The organism is Halalkalibacillus halophilus DSM 18494 (assembly GCF_000423105.1).
In the GTDB taxonomy this organism is placed as follows: Bacteria; Bacillota; Bacilli; order Bacillales; family Alkalibacillaceae; genus Halalkalibacillus; species Halalkalibacillus halophilus.
In genome coordinates, this window is the sequence record NZ_AUHI01000007.1 from 16,145 (window position 1) to 40,375 (window position 24,231).

The 24,231-nt window shown below is 37.1% G+C and carries 23 protein-coding genes; 18 read left to right on the plus strand and 5 right to left on the minus strand.

Annotation, left to right across the window (positions count from 1 at the left end; translation table 11 throughout):
* The first annotated feature begins 37 nt into the window (after positions 1–37).
* Positions 38–994 (plus strand): alpha/beta hydrolase, encoded by a 957-nt coding sequence (locus G532_RS0104895; RefSeq protein ID WP_027963786.1) that lies wholly within the window; start codon positions 38–40, stop codon positions 992–994.
* 47 nt (positions 995–1,041) lie between these two features.
* Here the strand turns inward: G532_RS0104895 and G532_RS0104900 are convergent, their stop codons facing one another.
* Positions 1,042–1,377: a hypothetical protein gene (locus G532_RS0104900; protein ID WP_156882539.1), complete on the minus strand. Its 336-nt coding sequence runs from the start codon at positions 1,375–1,377 to the stop codon at positions 1,042–1,044.
* Position 1,378: 1 nt separating this feature from the next.
* Positions 1,379–1,894, minus strand: a complete 516-nt coding sequence (locus G532_RS0104905; protein ID WP_027963788.1) for a hypothetical protein — start codon at positions 1,892–1,894, stop codon at positions 1,379–1,381.
* A gap of 111 nt (positions 1,895–2,005) precedes the next feature.
* Between G532_RS0104905 and G532_RS0104910 the strand changes: the two genes are divergently transcribed.
* Together G532_RS0104910 and G532_RS0104915 are read left to right on the plus strand one after the other, a co-directional pair.
* Positions 2,006–2,506: a DNA-deoxyinosine glycosylase gene (locus G532_RS0104910; protein WP_027963789.1), complete on the plus strand. Its 501-nt coding sequence runs from the start codon at positions 2,006–2,008 to the stop codon at positions 2,504–2,506.
* A 51-nt stretch (positions 2,507–2,557) separates the two neighbouring features.
* Positions 2,558–2,752, plus strand: coding sequence for a YwbE family protein (locus G532_RS0104915; RefSeq protein ID WP_027963790.1), 195 nt, complete (start codon positions 2,558–2,560; stop codon positions 2,750–2,752).
* Between the two features lie 107 nt (positions 2,753–2,859).
* Here the strand turns inward: G532_RS0104915 and G532_RS14795 are convergent, their stop codons facing one another.
* Positions 2,860–3,813 (minus strand): DUF4349 domain-containing protein, encoded by a 954-nt coding sequence (locus tag G532_RS14795; protein WP_035512586.1) that lies wholly within the window; start codon positions 3,811–3,813, stop codon positions 2,860–2,862.
* Positions 3,814–3,973: 160 nt separating this feature from the next.
* Here G532_RS14795 and G532_RS14800 point away from each other — a divergent pair, with 160 nt between their 5' ends.
* The 8 genes from G532_RS14800 (at position 3,974) to odhB (ending at position 14,914) form a co-directional block, all read left to right on the plus strand.
* Entirely contained in the window at positions 3,974–4,633 is a 660-nt protein-coding gene (locus G532_RS14800) for a TVP38/TMEM64 family protein (protein ID WP_035512588.1), read from the plus strand.
* Positions 4,634–4,650: 17 nt separating this feature from the next.
* Positions 4,651–6,360 (plus strand): ABC-ATPase domain-containing protein, encoded by a 1,710-nt coding sequence (locus G532_RS0104930; protein ID WP_027963791.1) that lies wholly within the window; start codon positions 4,651–4,653, stop codon positions 6,358–6,360.
* Positions 6,361–6,392: 32 nt separating this feature from the next.
* On the plus strand, positions 6,393–7,532 hold the full coding sequence (queG, locus tag G532_RS0104935) for a tRNA epoxyqueuosine(34) reductase QueG (RefSeq protein ID WP_027963792.1): 1,140 nt from the start codon (positions 6,393–6,395) through the stop codon (positions 7,530–7,532).
* Between the two features lie 20 nt (positions 7,533–7,552).
* Positions 7,553–8,092, plus strand: coding sequence for a methylated-DNA--[protein]-cysteine S-methyltransferase (locus G532_RS16295; RefSeq protein ID WP_035512590.1), 540 nt, complete (start codon positions 7,553–7,555; stop codon positions 8,090–8,092).
* A 45-nt stretch (positions 8,093–8,137) separates the two neighbouring features.
* Positions 8,138–8,611 (plus strand): tRNA (uridine(34)/cytosine(34)/5-carboxymethylaminomethyluridine(34)-2'-O)-methyltransferase TrmL, encoded by a 474-nt coding sequence (gene trmL / locus G532_RS0104945; RefSeq protein ID WP_027963794.1) that lies wholly within the window; start codon positions 8,138–8,140, stop codon positions 8,609–8,611.
* Between the two features lie 289 nt (positions 8,612–8,900).
* Positions 8,901–10,559 carry a P-loop NTPase family protein gene (locus G532_RS0104955; RefSeq protein ID WP_027963795.1) on the plus strand — a complete coding sequence of 553 codons (1,659 nt, stop codon included), beginning with the start codon at positions 8,901–8,903 and terminating at the stop codon, positions 10,557–10,559.
* 213 nt (positions 10,560–10,772) lie between these two features.
* The gene (locus G532_RS0104960; protein WP_027963796.1) at positions 10,773–13,595 is read left to right on the plus strand and encodes a 2-oxoglutarate dehydrogenase E1 component; all 2,823 of its coding nucleotides are present in this window, start codon (positions 10,773–10,775) and stop codon (positions 13,593–13,595) included.
* A gap of 14 nt (positions 13,596–13,609) precedes the next feature.
* Positions 13,610–14,914, plus strand: coding sequence for a 2-oxoglutarate dehydrogenase complex dihydrolipoyllysine-residue succinyltransferase (odhB, locus tag G532_RS0104965; protein ID WP_027963797.1), 1,305 nt, complete (start codon positions 13,610–13,612; stop codon positions 14,912–14,914).
* Positions 14,915–15,021: 107 nt separating this feature from the next.
* On the opposite strand, the gene G532_RS0104970 is transcribed toward odhB, so the two are convergent.
* Positions 15,022–15,942, minus strand: coding sequence for an EamA family transporter (locus G532_RS0104970; RefSeq protein ID WP_245570113.1), 921 nt, complete (start codon positions 15,940–15,942; stop codon positions 15,022–15,024).
* 182 nt (positions 15,943–16,124) lie between these two features.
* Between G532_RS0104970 and G532_RS0104975 the strand changes: the two genes are divergently transcribed.
* The 5 genes from G532_RS0104975 (at position 16,125) to G532_RS0104995 (ending at position 20,329) form a co-directional block, all read left to right on the plus strand.
* Positions 16,125–16,862 carry a hypothetical protein gene (locus tag G532_RS0104975; protein WP_035512592.1) on the plus strand — a complete coding sequence of 246 codons (738 nt, stop codon included), beginning with the start codon at positions 16,125–16,127 and terminating at the stop codon, positions 16,860–16,862.
* 21 nt (positions 16,863–16,883) lie between these two features.
* Complete coding sequence (locus tag G532_RS0104980) at positions 16,884–17,513, plus strand: CAP domain-containing protein (RefSeq protein ID WP_027963800.1); 630 nt, start codon at positions 16,884–16,886, stop codon at positions 17,511–17,513.
* A 150-nt stretch (positions 17,514–17,663) separates the two neighbouring features.
* Positions 17,664–18,860, plus strand: a complete 1,197-nt coding sequence (locus G532_RS0104985) for a NupC/NupG family nucleoside CNT transporter (protein WP_027963801.1) — start codon at positions 17,664–17,666, stop codon at positions 18,858–18,860.
* A gap of 457 nt (positions 18,861–19,317) precedes the next feature.
* Positions 19,318–19,725: a preQ(1) synthase gene (gene queF / locus G532_RS0104990; protein WP_027963802.1), complete on the plus strand. Its 408-nt coding sequence runs from the start codon at positions 19,318–19,320 to the stop codon at positions 19,723–19,725.
* Entirely contained in the window at positions 19,715–20,329 is a 615-nt protein-coding gene (locus tag G532_RS0104995) for a queuosine precursor transporter (RefSeq protein ID WP_027963803.1), read from the plus strand. The genes queF and G532_RS0104995 overlap by 11 nt, the downstream gene beginning before the upstream one ends.
* 53 nt (positions 20,330–20,382) lie before the next feature.
* Here the strand turns inward: G532_RS0104995 and G532_RS0105000 are convergent, their stop codons facing one another.
* Complete coding sequence (locus tag G532_RS0105000; protein ID WP_027963804.1) at positions 20,383–21,732, minus strand: MATE family efflux transporter; 1,350 nt, start codon at positions 21,730–21,732, stop codon at positions 20,383–20,385.
* Between the two features lie 97 nt (positions 21,733–21,829).
* Here G532_RS0105000 and G532_RS0105005 point away from each other — a divergent pair, with 97 nt between their 5' ends.
* On the plus strand, positions 21,830–22,897 hold the full coding sequence (locus tag G532_RS0105005; RefSeq protein WP_027963805.1) for an undecaprenyldiphospho-muramoylpentapeptide beta-N-acetylglucosaminyltransferase: 1,068 nt from the start codon (positions 21,830–21,832) through the stop codon (positions 22,895–22,897).
* A 269-nt stretch (positions 22,898–23,166) separates the two neighbouring features.
* Positions 23,167–24,162 (plus strand): ABC transporter substrate-binding protein, encoded by a 996-nt coding sequence (locus tag G532_RS0105010; protein WP_027963806.1) that lies wholly within the window; start codon positions 23,167–23,169, stop codon positions 24,160–24,162.
* Positions 24,163–24,231 lie beyond the last annotated feature (69 nt).

The following is a 24,231-nucleotide window of genomic DNA, read 5'->3' on the forward strand; positions in this document are numbered from 1 at the left end:
ATAATAGAAGTAAGAGAAAGTCGAAAGGAGCAGAGTTGTGAAGAAAAAGAGATGGTTCAAATTGACAGTCGGTTTGTTGTCGATCCTTTTGATTGCTGATATCATAGCGGGCTTCTATTTCTATGACTTGGCAATTAAACGAGAACAAAAAGACTTCTTAGTGGGGAATCAAGATCTAGAGGTGTCCGCAGATGCGATGGATGTTTTTTTAGAAGGTGGTTGGCGTGAATGGTATCGTGACCAAACTTTTGAAACGTGGGAAATTCAGTCCTTTGATGGTTTGACTTTAGAGGGAAAGTATTTGCAAGCGGAAGAAATGACGAATCGAACGGTGATTTTTGCGCACGGTTATTTAGGAAGGTCTCGTGATATGGCTTTATACGGGGAGCACTATTATGAGGAGCTAGGATACAATACACTTAAACCGGATTTGCGTGGCCATGGTAATAGTGAAGGCGATTATATAGGCTTTGGTTGGCATGACCGTTTAGATATTGTTGATTGGGTGCAGAAAGTTATTGAACAGCAAGGGGAAGATGCGGAAATTGTGTTACACGGTTTATCTATGGGAGCTGCTACTGTATTAATGGCAAGCGGGGAAGAATTGCCTGATAATGTGAAGGCTGTTGTTGCTGATAGTCCGTATACGAGTAGCTATGACTTGTTTAAGTATCAAATGGAACGAATGTACAACCTTCCATCGTTCCCAATCCTACCTACTACGAATATGGTAACTAATTTACAAGCTGGATATACGTTGAGTGAAGCTTCTGCATTAGATCAAGTGAAACAGACAAATTTACCTGTACTTTATTTACATGGGGATAACGATATGTTTGTCCCAACTTATATGGCAGAAGAACTTTATGAAAATACTTCAGGAGAAAAAGAGATTCATATTTTCAAAGATGCAGGGCACGGGGAAGCCTATGCACTTTATCCTAGTAGATATATGGATACGTTAGGGTCGTTTTTAATGCAACATATGGAATAGGAAAACACTGTCATTATTTAAAATGGCAGTGTTTTTCTTTTAAAATCCTAATAGTTATCAGAGTTTGTAGATAATATGTGATCGACACTATTTATATCATCATCCATATCGACTTTAAAACGGTAAATCAATACAAAGAACCAAATAGAGAGTGCGAATCCTATAATGGAAAGGGAAACAATTGCGGAAATCGATAGGAAGATTAATACAAAGCTTGATACCATAAGAATAAACGCTTTATTAAATTGCTCACTAAAAAATTGAGCGCCAGACATAATGAGTATGTAACCAACTGGGTCTGCTAAAATATCAAAGAAAAATAAATGAACGTCAACAAAAACAAGAATAAAACCTAATAAAATTAAAAGGAATGGGTTCGTCACTCTATTCACCATCCAATGCTTCTTTAATTTTCTGTTCGATAAGAGAAGGGGAAGTATCTCCTTCATATAGCGTGGCTGGATTTTCTTTCTCTATGATGTCCATTTCTACATTAATACTAGTGCCATCATTAAAGAACAATTCAAATTCAGAAGGGAACTCTCCTTCATCAAATTCTTCTCTAAGAGTAAGGGTCGCTTGTCGAAGTTCATGATAATTATTTGTGTATAATGTTTGATCAACCTGACGACCTGTATGTTGATCAATGTTGGAGTGATATGGTTGATCAGCACACAAGAAAGCTTGCTCTTCTTCGCAATAAACCGCATGCAATCCTCTAGGGTTTGCTTTATTATCAATATATGTAATTAGAAACGGAGCTTCTTCCTCATTGTGAATTTCAATCGTGGCATCGTATAGAACTGGTTCATCTAATTGGTTCTGATGAAAGACAATGCTTTGCCAAATGAAAACGAGAACTGTCCCTAAGATTGCGAGCCAAAAAACTTTTTCTTTCATGAAATCCCTCCCATATTTATAGTAGGAATGTGATTATATATTTTTTAGTATAGAATAGGTGGTAATGAGATGGAAGGTCTGTATGAAAATTTACAATGAAAGGTGATTGATATGACAGTAATACAATCCATGTCCCCTGTAATAGGAGACCGACCAAAGGTTTTAATTCTAGGGTCTATTCCAGGAGTACAATCCCTTCAAACTCAACAATATTATGGGAACCCACGCAATCATTTTTGGCCAATTATGTTTACATTGTTAGACGTTAATCCAATCCAAGGTTACGAAGAGCGTTTAAACTTATTAAAACGAAACCAAATTGCTCTATGGGATGTAATAGGTTCGTGTGAACGAGAGGGAAGTTTGGATTCGAAAATTAAAAATGCTATACCTAATCCAATAGAAACGTTGTTAAAAGAACATCCGAGTATTCAACTGATTGCATGTAACGGAACAAAATCTTATCAAACTTTTAAGAGACATTTTAAGTATTTAATGTCTAATTATGATGTGAAACAACTACCATCTACTAGTCCAGTCCCAGGCAAGTATAATAAATCGTATGATGAAAAAGTAGTCAGTTGGCAAGTAATCAACGAATATGTAACATAACATTATAAAATTAATGATATAATAAGCGAAAATGGAAAAGAGGTGTATCACATGAGTGGGCAACAAAGAAGTAATATTCAGCCAGGAAAAAAGGTCAAAATTGTTCTCAAACAAGATCAACGTACTGGGAAATTAACAGAAGGTGTGGTCAAAGATCTCTTAACCAAGTCAGCCAACCATCCACATGGAATTAAAGTGCGCTTAGAAGATGGACAAGTTGGACGAGTAAAAGAAATTATAGAATAAGCTCGTGCAAATACATAATAAACCAGCCGGAGAAAATATTTTATAATATCTCTGGCTGGTTTTGCTTTTCTAGCGTTAATTGTTGTTTTCCTCTGCTTTAGCTGAAGCTACTCATTTGAAATTCGACGCCTTCTCTTTCTCCAATAAATAATTCCGCCTACGATTAATAGCGGTATTAAAACAGGAGATAGTCCGATTAAGAAAACAGCTATGTGTGAACCTGCTGACAATAAACTATTTACTGTACTCATAAATAACTGTTGTGCTCGTTCCAATGTGTTTAAAGAAGATTGATCTTGAAGTTCTGGTACTTCTACAGAGGCTTCTTGTAAATGAATCGTGACAGTAGAGAATGCTACATGATCTTCTAGGTATTGCATGCGTCCTTTTAGTTGCTCTATTTCCTCTTGGACGCGGGATAAGTCATTTGATATTTCTAATAAATCCTCGGTGTTTCCTGCATCTTGCATGAAGGTTAACAGTCTGTCTTCGAGTGTTTCTTTTGACCGTAATCTTGATTCCAAGTCTACGAATTCTTCTGTTACATCATTGCCACGAGTCGATTGATTGATGACATTCATCGCGTTTCCTTGCACGTTATTCATAAAGTCTTGGAAATGTTCTTGTGGTATACGTACGGTCATGTGTCCACTTTTACGATCATTTTCATGGTCTTCAGAAGATGTTTCTACGATATATCCATTCCTTGCATTTACCTCTTCTCGAATGGAGGTTTCTGCTTCCTCGTATTGATCGACTTCTATTGTTAAATCACCTGTATAGATTACCATTTGCTGACGACTTGATTCGATAGCATCCTCAGTATGTTCCGTTGATTCTTGCCCATCTGTGCCACCATTGGAACTCTCTTCTCTTGCTTGTTCGTCTTCTGTAGCATGATCTGAGTTAGTGTTCATGGAAACGGATTGATCAGAATCTTCTTGAGTTGTTTCGTTTGCATCATCGAAAGCTGCATCCCCATCGTTACTAGAACATGCCACAAGAACGATCGGAATGAATAATATAGTACATAGCAGTAGATAGTTACGAATTGTTTTCATTTGTGAAACCTCCTTTTGGTAAGCAGTTGGAAGTGAGTCAAGTTTTGCTTTATATCTAAGTAGACGCGTATAATAAAAGAACGTGACAGTAAAATAATTTATTGTGATTGAGTCAATTTAGATATGGGAATAGACTATTAGAAAGGGAAGGATGATTACGATGAATCGAAAAACCATCATAAGTATTACCCTTGTCATCTTGTTCGTCATTCTTCTTTATTCCTTTAACCAACGATTATTGGTATTTTCTCCTGAAGATATACGTTCATTTATTTATGCAGCTGGATGGCTTGCTCCACTTTTTTACTTATTATTATTTACGCTCCGTCCATTAATTTTATTCCCAGCCTCTGTCTTCTCTATTGTTGCAGGACTTGCATTTGGGGCTTATTTTGGAACAGTACTAGCCTTAAGCGGAGCGACATTTGGAGCGATCCTTGCTTTTATGCTTTCGAGAAAGTTTGGTACCAACGCAATCAAGTTGAAAGAGAAAGGAAAGCTCGGATATTTCCGTAGGCAGTTTGAAGAAAAAGGATTTCGCTATATTTTATTATTAAGATTTTTACCGATTGTTAATTTTGATTTAATAAGTTATGCTGCCGGACTTTCAAAGGTGAAATTAAGTGATTATGTCAAAGCAACCGTCTTGGGTATTTTACCAGGTACACTTTTATACAATTTTCTTGGAGCAAGTATTGTAGAAGGAGACCGTGTAACAGTAATCCTGGTTGTTACTGCCTACGTTTTAGTTATTGCGGTTCCGGTTATATGGAATACGAACATCATGAAAACGATTGATAAAATTAAACGCGCTGACTAACCAGTTGGAGGGTTAACATGAAACGACTAGAAGAACAGCTTAAACGCATTGATGGCAAAAGCTATAAAGCGTATAAAGATATCCAAGGAATTTTTTCTTTTGAGAAGTACAAGTTGCACATGGATTATGTGCAAGGTGACCCGTTTGCGGCACCTTCTAAAATAAGAATTACGATTCCGAATAATCAACAGAAGATTGAGTCAGAATGGTTAGAAACAACTAGACGTCGTGTATATGTAGAAGACTATATTGCTCGGGTGATTAATAAAGCAATTTCAAAAAATAATATACATGTAAAAGGTACGGGGAAAAGTGGTTTAATCGCAATTGATGGACCAGATCAACATATTGTTGACCGAACAGCAGTGCAATTAACACATGAGGAATTAACAATTTGTTTAACGATTGGACTGCCAGCTAACGGGCGTAAAATTAATGGCAAAGAAGCGGAGAAACTATTTTTCCAAGCTCTTCCTTTGATCATGAAACAGTCTGCTTTTTCGTTACAAGAGAAACAATTGACCGAAGCAATGCAACTAGCTGATCAACATGATGCTATTAGAAAGAAAATGGACGAGGAGAATTGGATTGCATTCATAGCGAATGGGGCAATCCTTCCGAGGAGCAGTGGAATTAGTACAAAACCTATGAAAGATGCTATTCCATTTCAGAGTCCAGAAGAAAATGAAGTTAGTTTTTCTATTCCTCACCTTCAAGCACCTATGAAGGGAATGGCGATTAAACAAGGAATTACTTTGATCGTCGGTGGAGGATTCCACGGAAAAAGCACGCTACTAGAAGCATTGGAACAAGGTGTGTACGAGCATATTGCAGGAGATGGAAGAGAATACGTACTAACGAACCCTGCTGCAGTAAAAATTCGAGCAGAAGATGGAAGAAGCGTATCGAAAGTAAACATTTCTCCATTTATAAATGATTTGCCAAACAAAGCTGACACAGATCACTTCACTACAGAGAATGCAAGTGGAAGTACATCACAAGCTGCCAACGTGATGGAGGCATTAGAAGCGGGTGCAACGAGTTTATTAATTGATGAAGATACAAGTGCAACGAATTTCATGATTCGCGATGAACGAATGCAGCAGCTTGTTGCAAAAAATAAGGAACCAATCACTCCATTTGTTCAGAAAGTAAAACAGCTAAGAGATGACCTTGGAATCTCGACTGTTTTGGTAATGGGTGGTTCAGGAGACTATTTTGATATCGCTGATGAAGTTATAATGATGGATCAGTATGTTCCAGTTAATGTTACTTCTAAGGCATTAGCTATTGCAGAAGCAGATCAAAAGGAAGTTTTAAAGGAAAAAGATAGTTCTTTTGGTAAATGGTCTGATCGGGTTATTCAAACAGAATCCATTAAGCGAAAGCTTGGCTCGAAAGCGAAAGTACAGGCAAAAGGAAAACAGACAATTTTAATTGATAAACAGTCGATTGACCTTTCTTTAGTAGAGCAATTAATTGATGTATCGCAAACACGTATGATTGCAAATGTGTTAAAATATATGGCGTTTGCAGAGAACAATAAGAAGACTATGCAAGAATGGCTAGACGAAATAGAAACGCTAATCAACCAACAAGGGTTGCAATTTACTCAAAAACAAAAAAATAAGCACCCAGGTGACTTAGCAAGGCCACGTCGTTTTGAAATAGCGGCAGCAATCAACCGACTTCGAGGTATGACAGTAGAGTCACCAGGTAGAAAGTAATGGATTAGATAAGGAGAAAGGAGGGGTTGTACGTGAATTTTCAAACTTTAAAAAAAGAGTTGCAAGCTTATAGTGAAGAAGTAAATATTCAGAAGATTGGTTTTGCTTCTGCAGATACCTTTGATACGTTAAAACAAAGACTTGTCGTTCAGCAGGAATTCAACTATCAATCAGGATTTGAAAAGGGTTCGATTGAAGAGCGCACAACCCCTTCTGAATTACTACCTAAAGCACAATCGATTATATCGATCGCAGTTGCCTATCCCTCTCGTATGAAGGATGCTCCCAAAAGTAAAAAGGGAGATCGCCGCGGTATTTTCGCAAGAGCATCGTGGGGAAGGGATTACCATGATGTGCTTCGGGAAAAACTGAATGCGTTAGGAAGTTTCTTAGATGAAAAAGTAGAAGGGGTAACTTGGAAAGCAATGGTGGATACAGGGGAGCTACATGACCGGGCTGTTGCAGAAAGAGCTGGTTTAGGTTTTGTCGGAAAGAATACCAATTTAATTACGGAAGAATACGGTTCCTATGTTTATTTAGGTGAAATGATTACCAATATCCCTTTTGAACCGGATACACCCGTGCAAGAAGGTTGCGGGGATTGTAATATATGTGTAGATAAATGTCCGACTGGAGCATTAGTCGAAGGTGGACAATTAAATGCTAATCGCTGTATTGCTTATTTAACCCTGACAAAAGAATACTTACCTGATGAATTTCGTACAAAGTTGGGAAATCGTCTATACGGCTGTGATACATGCCAAGTCGTATGTCCGAAAAACAAAGGTATTGATTTTCATGTTCAACCTCAACTAGAACCAGATCCTGAACGCGTTAAACCGAAATTAGAACCTCTATTAAGAATGTCTAATCGTGAGTTTAAAGAAACGTTTGGAGAGATGGCTGGATCCTGGAGAGGAAAGAAACCGATTCAACGCAATGCCATCATTGCCCTTGCCCATTATAAAGATGAAACTGCAGTTGACACCTTGATTTACGTTCTTCAAAACGATCCTCGCCCTGTCATAAGAGGAACAGCTGGTTGGGCAATAGGAAAAATTGGTAGAGATGATTCACAAGAAATATTGGAACAATCACTGCTTAAAGAAGAGGATAATTCTGTTAAGATAGAAATTGAAAAAGGATTAGCTTTCTTAAGTACATCTGTTTAAATATAAAAGGAGTGGATCTGATGACTGATATGGTTGTAGCAACTATTCAAACGTCGATAGGACCAATGACAGTGGGTGGAAACAAGGAAGAATTATATTTTATTAACTTTGGTTCTCTTAAAGAAACCCAGGAGTGGGTGGATAAGTTTGTAACAAAACATTCGCTAGGTATGGTTTCAGAAGGAAAAACAGCTTTGTTTGTTGAAACGGAAGAGGCCGTCGAAAATTATTTGAAAAGCAGGGGAGAAGATCAACTTCAAAGAATTCCTTATCGGCTTCAGGGCACACCATTTCAAATCGATGTGTGGCAAGCTCTGGTCTCTATTCCTTATGGAGAAACGTCGACATATGGAGATATTGCCCGGGAAATAAGTCGACCAAAAGCTGTTCGTGCAGTTGGCGGTGCGATTAACAAAAACCCACTCTCTATATTAGTTCCATGTCATAGAGTGATTGGGAAAGATGGGTCTTTAACGGGATACGCAGGTGGGTTGGATAAAAAAACAAACTTATTAAAAATAGAAAACAAAACCCATTCAAATATGCAATCCTCTTTATAAGTTGTGGTATAATACTCGCGGAGCAATTAATGAAGAGGTGAATATATGGGTTTACATATGGTATTGTATCAACCAGAAATCCCTGCGAACACAGGAAATATTGCAAGAACAGCACTTGCAACAAATACAACATTACATTTGATTCGACCGTTAGGGTTTTCTACAGATGATAAGATGTTAAGGCGCGCTGGGTTAGATTATTGGCATGATGTGGCTATTCGTTATTATGACTCAGTCGAAGAATTACTTCAGGCATATCCTGAGGGTACGTTTTATTATATTGAAAATTTCGGTACGAAGCATTATACGGATTATGATTACAGTGATCAAAAGGAAGATATTTTCTTTATCTTTGGAAGAGAGACAGATGGAATTCCTAAAGAATTACTAATTGGTAAAGAAGATTACTGCTTGCGTGTTCATATGACGAACCAAGTCAGATCATTAAATTTATCTAATACAGCTGCAATTATTATATACGAGGCATTGAGACAACAAGGATTTCCAGGTATTAAATAGAAAAGCTTGGCGAATAGCCAAGCTTTTTCTGTGTGATAACTTATTTATTTCGTGGTTCACCTGGTGTAGCGTCATAACCTGCTGTAAAGATTGACACTAGAAACGTTAGGCAAACACCCATGACAATTGCAGTTCGCATGAAGAATCCTCCTCTTTGTCCACATTACATATTACATTCATTATAACCAAAAGTATACGATTTGTTAATGAAAGTGTAAATAAGTTCAAATAATCTTCTTATTTTATGACGAATGAATAAACTGTATCATCTGATGATTGAGGTGATTACATGTTTAAAGAAGGAACACTTGAAGAATATTATACCTTGATTCATGAGGGGGAATTTAGACCACGAACAGTTCATGAGCGCTTAGAAATGGCAGTACACTGGCTATTAAATCATAGAGTTGAAACATTAGGACATTTACAAGAACATCTTCAGGATCTACTGGATCGTTATATCACACCTGCTGCTGAAGGCTATGATGTTCGAAAAAGAATGCTTGTTTTAGCTGGTCCCCCTGGCAGTGGAAAGTCTACCTTGGTACATTTGCTAAAAGAAGCATTGGTATATATATCAAAGACAGAAGAAGGAGCAATATTTCAGCTTAAAGAATGCCCGTTACATGAGGACCCGTTGTTAGCCTTACCAGAAAAAGAGAGAAAAGAATTAAATCATGCAGTGAGCTTACAAATTGAAGGGTTTCTTTCATCGAAAAATCAGCTTAGATTAAAGGAGAATTTCCAAGAGGACTGGCGAAAACTTCCTGTTGAAAGAGTGTATCTTTCTTTTGAAAAAAGAATTGGCATTGGAGATTTTCATCCGGGAGACCCATATAATCAGGAACTAAATGAGTTGATAGGGTCAATAGATTTTAGTTCCATAACCACTTATGGAAGTTCTTCTGATCCTAGAAGCTATCGATATGATGGAGAGTTTCAAGTTGCCAATAGAGGTATAGTAGAATTACATGAATTTTTTAAAAATATTCCTAGTTTTCTCTATGTCTTTCAAAGTATAACGGAGGAGCGATTGTATAAAATTCCAAAGCAATCAAATGTATATCCAGATGTTCTTCCCATTGCTCATACAAATATGGCTGAATTAGAATCATTTCTTAAAAGACCAGAAAATGAAAGTTTATCTACTCGTATGTTGTTTCATTCGATCCCTTATAACTTAAATGTAGATGATGAGGTGAAATATTATAGAATGAAAATGAAGAGCGAGGATCATGAAAAATTATGTTTTCATGCATTAAATACACTTGCAGAAACTGTGATTATTTCAAGACTCGTGTTTCACACTGCTGAGTATTCGATCGAAGAGAGGTTAAAGTTATATAAGAGTGGGTTAGATGAACCGTTCGGAAAAGATGGATTTATTGGAATGCAGCCTCGTTTTGTTCTAGATGTACTCAGTGAGTGTATGAGTAAGTTTGAAATTGTGGATGCAAATGTCTTATTAAACCAGTTAAAGTTTCGAATTGATAGCGACTTACGGTTAAAATCCTCTGAAAAAGAGAAGTATAAAATAAGTATCGAAATAGCTAGAGAGTTGTATTATAATCGAATAGCATTTGAAGTGTATCAAGCTCTTGAAGAGTATGAGTATGACAGATGGCAAGAACTTTTACAGCAAATAGTAAAGAAATTAAGTGCTAAAGACCTTTTTATCGATAAAGAGACTACAGATTCTTTTAAGGAAGAAAGGCTTGAAGAATGGATCTGCTCTAAATCGATTAGGGCGGAATCCATGAGTATGTTTCCTGATTTCATTCAAGAAGAACTTCGACAGAAAATATTTCTTTCCTTCTTTCATCAATTTCAATCTCCTGAAAAATTTTTAGATTGGGTGAGAGAAACCTTTCTACTGGAAATAAACAGAAATCAACAAATTACGTTTGAAATGATAGAAGATTGGGTTTATGAGTCCATTCTCAAATGAAAATTTTGTACTTTAATGGAGCATAACCTTTTCGTATGAACCATTTTCATATATACTAATTGGAGATATGTTTTGTTTTTCGTCGATTCTAAAGAAGCTTGTTTGTTTCCATTTCTTTTAGGGAAAACATCTTTATAGATTGTGATGAAAAACTGTTATAGACTAATAATAGTTAATTCTTTATTTAACCAAACTTTAATGGGGGTAGTAATAGTGGCAATCAATGGGTCTAGCGACAACGTGTGGCATGCTTTTCACGGTCCTAACATGGGCTATATTGAAGAGCAATATGAATTATTTTTAAATGACCCCGATGCAGTTGATGAATCATTACGTGAAATGTTTGAAGAACACGGTGAACCGGACTGGATGTCTTCAAGTGATGAAACAGCTGTTAGTGGAGGATCTTCACAGGCAGATTTGAAGAAATTGACTTCGACTATGAAGTTAGTTGATTCCATTCGTCGTCATGGACATTTAGAAGCTAATATTTTTCCTGTAGGGAAGCAAGATGAGCGTACCGCACCAATGGTCGATCCGAAAACGTATGACTTAAGTGAAAACGATTTAAAACAAATCGATGTAAAATTACTTACATCCGATCCACCTAAAAATGTTAAGAATGGTTTAGATTTAATCAATCATTTAAAAGCTAAATATTCTGGTAATATTTCATTTGAATTCAACCATATACCAGAAGATGATGAGCGTGAGTGGCTTTACAATAAAGTCGAAACTGGCGCATTTGATGTTTCTCTTGATAATGAGGAGAAGAAAGAACTTCTAAATAGCTTAGCTAAAGTGGAAGGTTTTGAACACTTCTTAGGGAAAACATTCGTAGCTCAAAAACGTTTCTCTATCGAAGGTTTAGACATGATGGTACCGATGATTGATCGAATGATGAAAAACGGTAATAAAGATGAAGTGGAACATATCTTAATGGGTATGGCACACCGCGGTCGTCTAAACGTTTTAGCACATATATTAGGAAAACCTTATGATATGATTTTCTCTGAATTTGCGCATTCACCAGATAAAGAGTTAGTTCCTTCTGAAGGTTCAACGGGTATTAACTATGGATGGACTGGCGATGTGAAGTATCACTTTGGAGCGGATCGCGAATATGGAAATGACGAGCACACGACAAAAGTGACACTCGCACACAATCCTTCTCACTTAGAATTCGTCAATCCAATTGTGGAAGGTTATACACGTGCAGTTCAAGACTTGCGAGATCAAAGTGGTTATGCAGGTTCTGATTTTAATAAAGCATTTACTATTCAAATTCACGGAGACGCAGCCTTTATTGGGGAAGGTGTTGTAGCAGAAACACTTAATATGTCTCAACTAAGAGGTTATCACACAGGTGGTTCGATCCACATCATTGCGAATAATTTGGTAGGTTTTACGACTAACCACACTGATGCTCGTTCTACGAAGTATGCTAGTGACCTTGCAAAAGGATTTGAAATTCCAATTATTCATGTAAATGCGGATGATCCAATTGCCTGTCAAAATGCAGTGGAACTATCTTATCAGTATCGTAAAGAGTTTGCGAAAGACGTGATCATTGACCTGGTTGGTTATAGAAGATATGGTCATAATGAAATGGATGAACCACGTGGTACACAACCACATCTATACCAAGACATTGATGCTCATGATACAACGTATAAAATCTTTGCAAATCAGTTAGCAGATGAAGGCGTCATTTCAAAAGACGAAGTGGACAAGTTTAAAGATGATGTAGTCAAAGATTTGCGTGAAATCTATAATAATATGACTGAGCATGAAAAGTCTGATCCTTCGATTCCAGAGCTTCCGGACGAAGTGGTTAATGGATTAAATAAAATCGAGACGGCGGTTAAAGAAGATACGCTTAAGAAATTGAATGCAGATATGCTGAACCGTCCAGAAGATTTTAATGGATTTAAAAAGCTAGAAAAAATCTTACAACGCCGTGAGAAAGCATTTGAAGATGACGAGAAGGTTGACTGGGCTTTAGGCGAAGCTTTAGCTTTTGCTTCGATCCTTAACGATGGTACACCGATTCGTATGTCTGGTCAGGATTCAGAACGTGGTACATTTGCTCACCGACATGCGGTTTTACATGATGTCGAAAATCAACAAACGTATAGTCCATTTCATGGGTTAGAAGATGTTGATACGTCATTTAGTATCTATAACAGTCCCTTATCGGAGGCTGGTGTATTAGGTTTTGAATACGGTTATAGTGTTCAGTCTGATGACACACTTGTACTTTGGGAAGCTCAGTATGGTGACTTCGCGAATGCTGCTCAAGTAATATTTGATCAGTTTATTTCGTCTGGTCGTGCAAAGTGGGGACAAATCGCTAGTATGGTTATGCTTCTTCCACATGGTTATGAAGGACAAGGACCAGAACACTCTAGTGCAAGACTTGAACGTTTCTTACAGCTTTCAGCAGAAAATAACTGGACAGTGGCGAATGTAACTACTGCATCTCAATACTTCCATTTACTAAGGCGTCAAGCTGCAATTGTCGGAACAGAGGCTGCTCGACCGCTGATCTTAATGACACCGAAGAGCTTAATTCGTAACCAGCGTGTTGCGTCGGCTCACGAGGAATTATCAGAAGGTAAATTCGAAACATTGATGGAACAAAGTACTACCGGAGAAGATGCAGAAGCGGTGAAACGTTTAATCATCGGAAGTGGTAAAGTAATGGTTGACTTGGAAGAAGCAATTGAAGAACGCGATGCTAATGAAGCAATTCATTTCGCACGCTTAGAACAAATTTATCCCTTCCCTGATGAAGAGTTAAAAGAATTACTGAAGAAATATAAAAATGTAGAAGAGATCATGTGGGTTCAAGAAGAACCGAAGAACATGGGTAGCTGGGACTTCGTTAAAGAACGCATTCAAGACATCAAGAAAGTGAAACAGAAACTTCATTATATTGGTCGTCCATACCGCTCTTCACCTTCAGTTGGTGATCCAAATATCTCTAAATCTGAACAAAGTCGCATTATAAACGAAGCTCTAAAGCTTGATTAAAGGAGGAGAATAACGTGAAGGAAATTATTGTACCTGAATTAGCTGAATCGATTACGGAAGGTACCGTAGCTGAATGGTTAGTCAAAGAAGGTGACCAAGTAGAAAAAGGTGATCCAGTTTGTGAACTTGAAACAGACAAAGTAAACGTAGAAGTGAACGCGGATCATTCAGGTGTCGTTGCTGAACTACTAGTTGAAGAAGGCGATGACGTTGAAGTTGGCGACGCAATCGCGAAGATCGATGAAAATGGCGAAGGTGCTAAATCTGATGACTCCGGTGATGATCAAGAGGAATCAAAAGAAGAGTCAAAAGTAGAAGCAAAAGATGAGTCCAAAGAGGAAAAGAAAGAAGAGAAGAAAGAGGAAAAATCTGATTCTCAAGAAAGTAAGGAAGAAGACTCGAAAGATAAGTCTGAACAGCCAGTAGCGTCACCTGCAACTCGTAAACGCGCTCGTGAACTTGGCATTGACCTTTCTGAAATCAAACCTAAAGATCCAGTAGGAAAAATTTCTACAGAAGACGTAGAAGCTGCTGCGAAATCTAAAGACTCAGGTAGTAAAGAAAAATCTAAGTCTAAAAAAGAAGATAAAGGTTCTTCTGAAAAGACAGAATTTGATAAGCCTGTAGAGCGTGTGAAGATGTCCCGTCGTCGTCAAACGATTGCGAAGCGTCTTGTCGAAGCACAACAGAACGCAGCGATGTTGACAACATTCAACGAAGTCGATATGTCGAACGTGATGAAGCTACGTGGCGAACGTAAAGATGAATTCCAAGATAAGCACGGCATCAAGCTTGGTTTCATGTCATTCTTCACAAAAGCAGTTGTAGCAGCATTGAAAGAGTTCCCGCTTGTAAATGCTGAAATTCAAGGTGATGAAGTTGTCATGAAGAAGTTTTATGATATCGGTATGGCAGTTTCTACAGAAGAAGGTCTAGTTGTACCAGTAGTACGTGATGCAGACCGTTTAAACTTCGCTGGAATTGAAGGAGAAATCATGAACTTAGCGAAGAAAGCACGTGATGGAAAGCTTTCTTTAGATGAGCTTCAAGGTGGTTCCTTTACCATTACAAATGGTGGTATTTTCGGTTCATTGAATTCTACACCGATCATCAACGCACCACAAGTTGGGATCCTTGGACTTCATAAAATCGAAAAACGTCCAATGGTAATGGATGATGATTCTATCGAAGTTCGTCCAATGATGCACATCGCAATGTCTTATGACCATAGAATTATTGATGGTCGTGAAGCAGTACAGTTCCTTGTACGTGTGAAAGAATTGATTGAAGATCCGTATGATCTACTTTTAGAAGGTTAAACTTAACTTCAAACTCCTTAGTTCTTTATTAGAGCTAGGGAGTTTTTTTAAAAAAAAAAGAACAAGTACCAAAATAGTACTTGTTAGTGGGAAATAAATGTTCACAATCATCGTTCTAATCGAGATTTAAAGAGTAAAGCTATTATGTTTTTGAAAGAAAAAACGGTTAAGCACAGCGATAAAATCACTAAAGCAATACCAACTAATTGCCAACCGGTTAAAATTTCATTTAAAACGAATACTCCAACCAATACTGCAACAATTAATTCGATGGATGCTAAGATCGTAGCTTTACTAGATTCGATATAAGTTAGTCCGATTGTATATAGAATGTATGCAGCGATCGTTGAAATAATCGATATAGCAAAAATGTTTAACCAAACTTCACCGTGTACAAAAGCTTCTCCTTGCGACCAGATCGAGCTAGTTGGAAACATAAATAATGTTCCGCAAACCATGGCGTATACTGTTATTGTCAGTGGATGATACCTTCTACTGACAAATTTCCCAAATATGCTATAAGAAGCACAGAATAAGCCGGCTAAAAACCCTAAAATGATTGTCCCCACTGATAAAGATAGTCCTCCGATAGGTAAAAATTCAATGACGAGTCCACAGCCAATCATCGTTATGAATATAGCGATAGCTTTTTGAAGGGTCAATTTCTCCTTAAACCAAACACTTGCTATAAGCGCCGCAAAAATTGGTGAAGTGTAGACAAAAATTACAGCGACAGAAACTGATGAACGCTCCATCACCTCGAAATAACACCAATTAAATAGGGCAATGCTAATAACACCAATCCCAATGAAGAATGGAAGATCTTTTAATTTGATCTTTAAATAGTGTTTTGCAAATGTCGTGATTAAGGTTACTAAGATTAGGCTGGAGATCGTAAGTCGAACTGTAACAACTTGCCATGGAGTAAACCCAAACGCGTACAAGTTCTCTACGAATAATCCAGTTAACCCCCAAAATGCTGCCCCTACAATAACGAGGCTGTAGGCAACTAAATAATTCATTCGCATTGTTATACCCTCCCTTTTGTCTCTATCTATCGGTTAGGAATAACTAACACCAATTCATAATTGATGAGTAAGGCTAACTTAACCCATATCGAGCGATATAGCAATCTAAGTCACTTATTTTTAGTGAATATTAAATGAATGATAATAATGGTCTCAGATGAATAGTTTGGAAGTAGGGGGTGGTGAGGTTAATTTTTAATTCTAAGGCAAGTAATGTCACTTTCTTCCATGGTCATCAATCGATTCCAGAAGAGTATTTGGATTCGAAGCAAGTACTCACAGGAAACAGTTCCTTATCATTCAATCGTGACCCTATTTCAAAAAAAGAAGTGCAGCAATTGATCCTAGAAAAAGCCCAAGCGTCTAATGAACACGTAATACACGCAGCAAGAGAAACTAAAACTATTAATATTCCCAAAACAATTACTAATCAGTTGCTTTATCAAAAGCTACAGGATGATATAGTCGTATTTAATAAAATTGACTTAGTAACAGAAAATAAGAAAATAATAATAAACCTAATTGATGTATCTCGGTCCATGCAACAATTTTGGAAAGCTTCTGAGAATAAAAAGATCATAAATAGTACATTGAAGCCTGGGTTAAACCTTTATCATACGGAATTTATAAATGCTTACTCCGACTCGCTTCTATTGGATTTTGAATGTGATGGTGGAACTAGTTATCATCATGTTTTAGATTATTTTACAGACCTACATGTAGAAATGGAAATCACCCATGTTACAGATAGTTTGATTTCTTCTAGGCTAGTAGACCGTGCAGTCAGCAAGCTTTTAAGTTTAGTAAACCAACATGCGTGTTATCATTTAATCCACGTGTCAAACAACAGTCGGGCATTTACGGAAGGTTTACAAAATCCACACATAAAAAGTACTTTTATAGGTGACACTACTTTCTAAATGGAAGGAGTGTATCTTTTGATAAAAAAAGTACTTGCAGGAATGTTATTAATTGTGTTGACTTCTACATCATTGGTCCCACCGCATATAACAAGTCATGCACAAAGTTATGATATTTATATTGTACAGCCAGGGGATTCCTTGTGGAAAATTTCACGCAGTTATCAAATAGGCTTAAGCGAGATCATTAATGCTAATAAGCAAATTCAAAACCCTGATTTAATTTATCCGAACGATGAAGTGAAAATTCCTCTTAAGACAGAGGTAAAAGCAATCGAACAAGAAGTGGTGGAGCTAACCAATCAATATCGTCAACAAAACGGGCTTTCCACATTACAGATTGATTGGCAGCTTGCGAGAGTCGCGAGATATAAATCAGCTGATATGCGGGACCAGAACTATTTTGCTCATCAGTCACCAACGTATGGCTCTCCTTTTCAGATGATGCGTGACTTTGATGTTTCTTATCAGCGTGGTGCTGAAAATATTGCAGCAGGTCAACAAACGGCACAAGGTGTTGTAGATGGTTGGATGAATAGTCAAGGGCACCGAGAAAACACTTTAAATCCTAATATGACACACATCGGGGTAGGATATGCAACTGGTGGAAGCTATTCCACATATTGGACGCAAATGTTTATCCAAAAATAAGAATCAATGGCGTATATAGGAAATAAATAGAGAAAAATAGAGAGAAATGAATTTATTTTATATATATGATTGCGTTTTCATATATATATATTGATAAAATTCAATAACGATATGAGATATATCTAAAAATTTGGGGGAGGATTACATAGCATGGATATTATTTTAGGGATCATCGCCATTGCTGCGACCCTTGGTCTAGCAATGTTGATGTCTAATAATCGCACGAAGATTCCATTTAAAGGAATCGGTATCATGATCGCTTTCCAATTAGTGATTACTGCATTTATGTTTAACACGGAAATCGGTCGCATCATTATTGAAGGTATTGCAGCAGTATTTGAAAAGTTAATTGAGTTTGGTAGAAACGGAGTTGAATTTGTTGTTGGCGGAATCGCAATGACAAATCCGGATGATCCAAACGTGTTTTTCTTTGATGTACTATTAATTATTATTTTCTTTGCAACTATTCTATCTGTATTAACTTACTTAAAAATACTACCGTTTTTCATAAAGTATATCGGTGGCGGATTATCTAAGATCACTGGTCTACCGAAGATTGAATCATTTAACGGTGTTAACAGTATGTTCTTTGGACAGTCAGAAGCGTTAATCGCAATTAAATCTCAGTTCCACCGTATTACGGAGAACCGACTATATATTGTTTCTGCTTCTGCAATGGGGTCTGTATCTGCATCAATTATTGGTGCATATATGACAATGCTACCGCCTGAGTTCGTACTAGTAGCAATTCCACTTAATATGTTCAGTGCGCTAATCATTGCATCGATCATCGCACCTCCTGTCGTTACAGAAGAAGACGACGAAGTAGATATTAAAAATGTGTCTGAATCGAAAAGTGTTTTCGAAGCAATGGCAAATGGTGCCATGGATGGTGGTAAGATTGCGTTAATTGTTGCTACAATGTTAATTGCCTTCTTAGCTGCACTAGAAATGGTTAACTTTGCTGTTGGTGCTATATTCCCAGGAGGTTCATTAGAACTATTCCTAGGTTACCTCTTTGTTCCATTAACATTCTTAATGGGTATTGCACCTGGAGAGTTAGTTGAAGCAGGTAGCTTAATGGGACTTAAAGTTGTAACGAATGAATTCGTTGCTATGCTACAGTTCTTAGAAGTAATGGATGAAATGTCCGATAAAACAGTAGGTATTGTATCTGTATTCTTAACAAGCTTTGCGAACTTTGGTTCCATTGGTATTATTGCTGGTACAGTAGCTGGTATTGATAGTGTGAAAGGTAAAATGGTTTCTCGTTTCGGTATGAAACTACTTGTTGGTGCTACACTTGCATCGATCCTTTCTGCAACAATCGCTGGTTTATTCCTATAAATAATTAATTTCACAAAAAGCTTTGAGTCCGAGGACTCAAAGCTTTTTTATATAAATTATTATTGGCCAGCAGACATTTCTGGATATAAAGTTACTTTCATGGATAAAGTTTACTTTTTATGGATATATTCATAAGAATTCTGGATATCCTCGTAACTATTCTGGATATAAAAAAATTCTCGTGGATAAACGATGAGAATTCTGGATATGAGGTGGCTTTTCTGGATAACGATTCATTCCTTGTTATCTTGATATCCAATCGCCCGTCAGCACGCTCCAATCGCTCGTCAGCTCATCACAACTGCCCTTATACCCAGCTCTAATAATTGTTCAAATTTTTTGCCATTCTATTTTCATTGCAAATACAGTGTAGTCTGATATAATATCCATTCGGTAGATTACCGAAATAAGCAGTTCGAAACCATCCTGCTTAAACAAAACTAGGGAGAGATTATTTATGTCAGAGAACTATTATTTACCGCGTTCTGGGCCCATGCCTAGGCCAAAAAGTGTGGAAGATGGAAGAGAAATTTTGAAGAATGAAGCGTTTGATGCACCGAATGTACAGTCTATTACATTTCAAGCATTAGAGTTCACGGCTGTTTGTCCTAAGACTGGACAACCCGACTTCGGAAAAGTAGAAATTACCTATACTCCTCGCGATAAATGTATCGAGTCAAAGTCATTAAAATTCTACCTGTGGTCCTTTCGTGATCAGGGTGCTTTTTGTGAATCGCTTGCAGCTCAAATTGCTGATGATGTGATGTATGCAATAGAAGCTCAAAACGTGACGGTAACGGTTCACCAAACGGCACGAGGTGGAATTGAACTAACGACTCAGGCGGTTCGTGAATATGCTGGATAGGTCTCAATTATTGATTCTTTTAAATACGATTTTTGCAACTGCGCTAGTAACAGCTAACGTTTTAGCAGGAAAAGTTGTCGCGTTTGGTGACAACTTTGTCATTCCTGCGGCCGTTGTTACGTATGCATTTACATTCTTAATCACCGATATCATTCATGAAAAATATGGTAAAGAACAAGCACGCAGAACGATCATTTTCGGTTTTATTGCTCAAGTATTTGCAAGTATAATGATTTTAATTGGATATTACCTACCTGTTGCTCCTTTTGCACCCGAGCAACAGGAAGCGTATGAAACTTTACTTGGACAAAATTGGCGATTTGTTATTGCCTCTATGGCTGCTTATTTAGCTTCTCAATTCTTAGATGTTTATGTTTTTTCGAAACTAAAAAAACTAACGAACTCACGCTTTAAGTGGTTACGTAATAATGTCAGTACAGCATCTTCGCAGTTTGTTGATACCACGATATTTATTACCATTGCCTTTGCAGGTGTAGTTCCAGAGTTATGGATTATGATTGTAAGTCAGTACCTTATTAAGCTTGCAATAGCGGTAATAGATACACCGATTTTTTATCTATTAACAAGAAAAGATAGACAATAAAGAAATCCAGCTCTTTTTAAAAAAGGGCTGGATTTTTTTATATAAAATCTTAATTAAGTTAACTTGAATCGCTTAACAATATAGAACAACCTGATGATTAATATAAATGCACCTGTTGCTAAACCAATAATTAATCCCATCCAATAACCAAATGGACCTAAATCAGTAAAGTGGGCAAGTGCAATTCCTGATGGTAACCCGATCACCCAGAAAGAGACAAAAGCAATTGTTAAGGTGACGTTAACATCTTTGTATCCTCTAAGAGCCCCTTGAATTGGTGTTCCAAATCCATCAGATATTTGAAAGAAGACTGCATAAATGAGAAATTGTTGCATAAGTACAATAACGGCAGGGTCATTACTATATAGCTGGGCAACTGGCTCACGCAACACATAAATAAATATACCACTCATGATCGCAAAAAATAATCCTGTTATAATTCCAATTTGACTATACCTTTTTGCATCAATAAGTCTGTTCCCACCTACTTCGAATCCCACAGCTATGGTTAATGCCATAGCAATTGCTAGTGGAATCATATAGAAGATAGAAGCATAATTTAAAGCTGCCTGGTGCGCTGCGATTGTAACAGTGTCATAACTGCTCATTAACAGCGTAACAGCTGAAAATATACTTGTCTCAAAGAAAATGGTAATTCCAATTGGCACGCCAATTAATAGAATTTCTTTAAAACTCCGTAGAGATGGTTTCACAAAATAACTAAAAATTTGATATCTACGAAAAGGGTCCATAAATTGTACTATTAAAGCAGTAATTAAAAACGTAATCAAGTACGTGATCGAAGAAGCAATTCCTGCGCCAATTCCACCTAGTTCTGGAATTCCAAGTTTTCCAAAGATAAAAATGTAGTTAAAAAATGCATTTAAGGGTAAAGCAATAAGTATAATGATCATGGAGATTTTCGTTTGGCCTAAAGAATCAATGAATGATCTTAATAGATTAAAGCTGAATAAGAAAATCATCCCAACACCTAAAGAAACTACGTAATAAAAAGCAATATGTCTTACTTCGGGATCTACTTGAAGCAAGTTTAAAATCGGATCTAAAGTAAATATTCCTACAAGGAACATGACAGCTGATAAGATTATTGCTAGATACACTCCTTGTTTAACCGCATTGCTAATCAACTGCTTTTGATTCGCACCAAGAAGTTGAGCAACAATTGGAGAAATCGCAAGTAAAATCCCATTGATACCTGTTAAAACTGGAATCCAGATAGAGGAGCCAATCGCCACACCAGCCAAGTCTTCTGCTGAAACTTGACCTGCCATGATCGTATCAACCACATTCATGAGATAAATTCCAACTTGTGTAATAAGAATTGGAATAAGAATGCGTATGAATAAGCTGAATTTTTCTTTGGTCGTTTTAGTTTGATACACTTTTTTACCTCCATCTGTATTCCACATGTACATATTTTGCTAGTATGTTATTATATCTTAGTTTAGATGAAAAGAATAGAAAGGAAGTTTATATAAAATGAGTAATACAATTGTGTTTACAGGCGGAGGCACTGCAGGTCATGTAGTCGTGAACCTTGCATTAATCCCTTCCTTTGTAGAAGATGGCTATGATGTTCACTATATAGGGTCACATAAAGGAATTGAACAAGAATTAGTAGAAGGTATGAAAGGTGTTACGTATCATAGCATTTCAACAGGTAAACTACGAAGATATATTTCTGTAGAAAATATGAAAGATCCGTTTCGAGTACTTAAAGGTGTTCTTCAAGCTAGAAAATTGATGAAAAAGCTCAAACCCGGAGTAGTCTTCTCAAAAGGAGGTTTCGTATCTGTACCGGTTGTTATGGCAGCGAAATGGTCCAAAGTTCCTTCTATTATTCACGAATCGGATTATACCCCTGGACTAGCGAATAAAATAGCAACGAATTTTGCAAAATACGTGTTAACGACATTTCCAGAATCGGGCAAACATTTACCTCAAAAGAAGGTAAAGCATATTGGTGCAGTAGTTCGAGAAGAGTTAATGCAAGGAGATCCAGCACAAGCAGCTGAATTTACAGGCTTAAATGTGAATCAACCAACCATTCTTGTGATGGGTGGGAGTGCTGGAGCAAAAAGTATCAATGAAGGGGTTCGAGGAGCCTTACCAGAGTTACTTCAAACATATCAAGTGATTCATCTATGTGGGAAAGAAAAGGTAGACCCCACTATAGAACAACCTGGTTATGTTCAGTATGAGTATGTGACGGATGAACTCAAAGATTTATTAGCTATGTCAGACGTTATTGTTTCTCGTGCAGGTTCCAATGCAATTTTTGAGTTTCTCGCTTTACGAAAGCCAATGCTTTTAATTCCATTATCGAAGCAAGTTAGCCGTGGGGACCAAATTTTAAATGCTCAATCGTTCGAAAAGCGTGGTTTTGCAGCTGTATTAGAAGATGAAGAAGTAACTGCAGAGTCATTGGCAAAAGAAGTGAACCAGCTTTATAAAAATAAACAAAGCATGCAAGATCAGATGAAGACATATGAAGCAAAACAAACAAAAAATGATGTAATCTCGTTAATTCACGATACAATGAAATAAATCTAGCCGATGATCTTTCGTTATTGCTTATAAATAAGCGAAAAATTACTTGATTGTATCACTCGCATACCTTAAGTAAATATTTTCGTAAAATTTGTCGGAATATCGAATTTTATAAGCTAATTTGAAAATTGAATGAAAGTTCATTGATACGTATACTTAAAGATGGTTTGAAAAAAACCGTCTTTTTTTTATTAAGAGTGGGGCGGAACGAAATTCTACATAATGGTTTCGTAAAATTATTAAATAAAAGGGGAGAGTAAAGAGACATGAAAAAGTTAATTACATTAGTGATTGTCGCTTCCATGCTGGTACTAGCAGCTTGTGGAGGAGATGACGAAAGTGAATTAGAAGAAATTGTTTTAGCTGACGCTGGTTGGGATAGTATTAAATTCCATAACTCAGTCATGCAAAACATCATGGAACACGGATATGGGTACGATACGGACGTCATTAGTGGTTCTACTGCAAACACCGTTCAAGGACTTATTGATGGAGATGTAAACGTTTATTCCGAAATCTGGACGGATAATATTCGTGAAGTATATGAAGGGGCAATCGATGATGGGGACATTATTGAAACCTCTATCAACTTTGACGATAACGAACAAGGTCTTTATGTTCCAACCTTTGTAATTGAAGGGGACGAAGAAAGAGATATTGAACCAATGGCGCCAGACTTAAGAACAGTAGAAGACTTGGCTGACTACCCAGAAGTATTTGAAGATCCAGAAGATCCTTCCATGGGTCGTATTGTAAATGGTCCATCTGGTTGGGCTGTGAACGAACAAATCGTTCAGAAAGTTGAAACATATGGTTTAGATGAGATGTTTAATGTACTATCACCAGGTTCAGACTCTGCAGCAGTATCTTCATTAGCTTCTGCATATGACTCAGGTGAAGCTTGGGTTGGGTATTACTGGTCTCCAACTTGGGTAACTGCTTCTTATGATATGACTTTATTAGAAGATAATGAATTCGAAAGAGAAGCATGGGAAGAAGACCGCAGTACTGAATTTCCACCAAATGATGTAACAGTAGCTGTTCATGGTGATTTTCCTGATCAAGCTCCTGAAGTATATGAGTTCTTGCAAAACTATGAAACATCTGAGGCTTTAACGGAAGATGCATTGGCATACATGTTAGAAGAAGATGTTGATGCAGATGAAGCAGCAGCATGGTGGATGGAAGAAAATGAAGATTTATGGACAGATTGGTTACCAGAAGATGTAGCGGACGATGTAAAATCTGGTCTAGGAATGTAGTTTTAAAAGTAGTAGTTAGCCACTAACGCTAGTTGGCTAACTACTTTCTTGTTTCAATCAAAGTTTTAC

Bases quoted from the DNA above. Each gene is read 5' to 3' on its own strand.
- G532_RS0104905 (WP_027963788.1), bottom strand. From the start codon at position 1,894: ATGAAAGAAAAAGTTTTTTGGCTCGCAATCTTAGGGACAGTTCTCGTT.
- G532_RS0104910 (WP_027963789.1), top strand. From the start codon at position 2,006: ATGACAGTAATACAATCCATGTCCCCTGTAATAGGAGACCGACCAAAG.
- G532_RS0104915 (WP_027963790.1), top strand. From the start codon at position 2,558: ATGAGTGGGCAACAAAGAAGTAATATTCAGCCAGGAAAAAAGGTCAAA.
- G532_RS14795 (WP_035512586.1), bottom strand. From the start codon at position 3,813: ATGAAAACAATTCGTAACTATCTACTGCTATGTACTATATTATTCATT.
- G532_RS14800 (WP_035512588.1), top strand. From the start codon at position 3,974: ATGAATCGAAAAACCATCATAAGTATTACCCTTGTCATCTTGTTCGTC.
- G532_RS0104930 (WP_027963791.1), top strand. From the start codon at position 4,651: ATGAAACGACTAGAAGAACAGCTTAAACGCATTGATGGCAAAAGCTAT.
- G532_RS16295 (WP_035512590.1), top strand. From the start codon at position 7,553: ATGACTGATATGGTTGTAGCAACTATTCAAACGTCGATAGGACCAATG.
- trmL (WP_027963794.1), top strand. From the start codon at position 8,138: ATGGGTTTACATATGGTATTGTATCAACCAGAAATCCCTGCGAACACA.
- G532_RS0104955 (WP_027963795.1), top strand. From the start codon at position 8,901: ATGTTTAAAGAAGGAACACTTGAAGAATATTATACCTTGATTCATGAG.
- G532_RS0104970 (WP_245570113.1), bottom strand. From the start codon at position 15,942: ATGCGAATGAATTATTTAGTTGCCTACAGCCTCGTTATTGTAGGGGCA.
- G532_RS0104985 (WP_027963801.1), top strand. From the start codon at position 17,664: ATGGATATTATTTTAGGGATCATCGCCATTGCTGCGACCCTTGGTCTA.
- queF (WP_027963802.1), top strand. From the start codon at position 19,318: ATGTCAGAGAACTATTATTTACCGCGTTCTGGGCCCATGCCTAGGCCA.
- G532_RS0104995 (WP_027963803.1), top strand. From the start codon at position 19,715: ATGCTGGATAGGTCTCAATTATTGATTCTTTTAAATACGATTTTTGCA.
- G532_RS0105005 (WP_027963805.1), top strand. From the start codon at position 21,830: ATGAGTAATACAATTGTGTTTACAGGCGGAGGCACTGCAGGTCATGTA.
- G532_RS0105010 (WP_027963806.1), top strand. From the start codon at position 23,167: ATGAAAAAGTTAATTACATTAGTGATTGTCGCTTCCATGCTGGTACTA.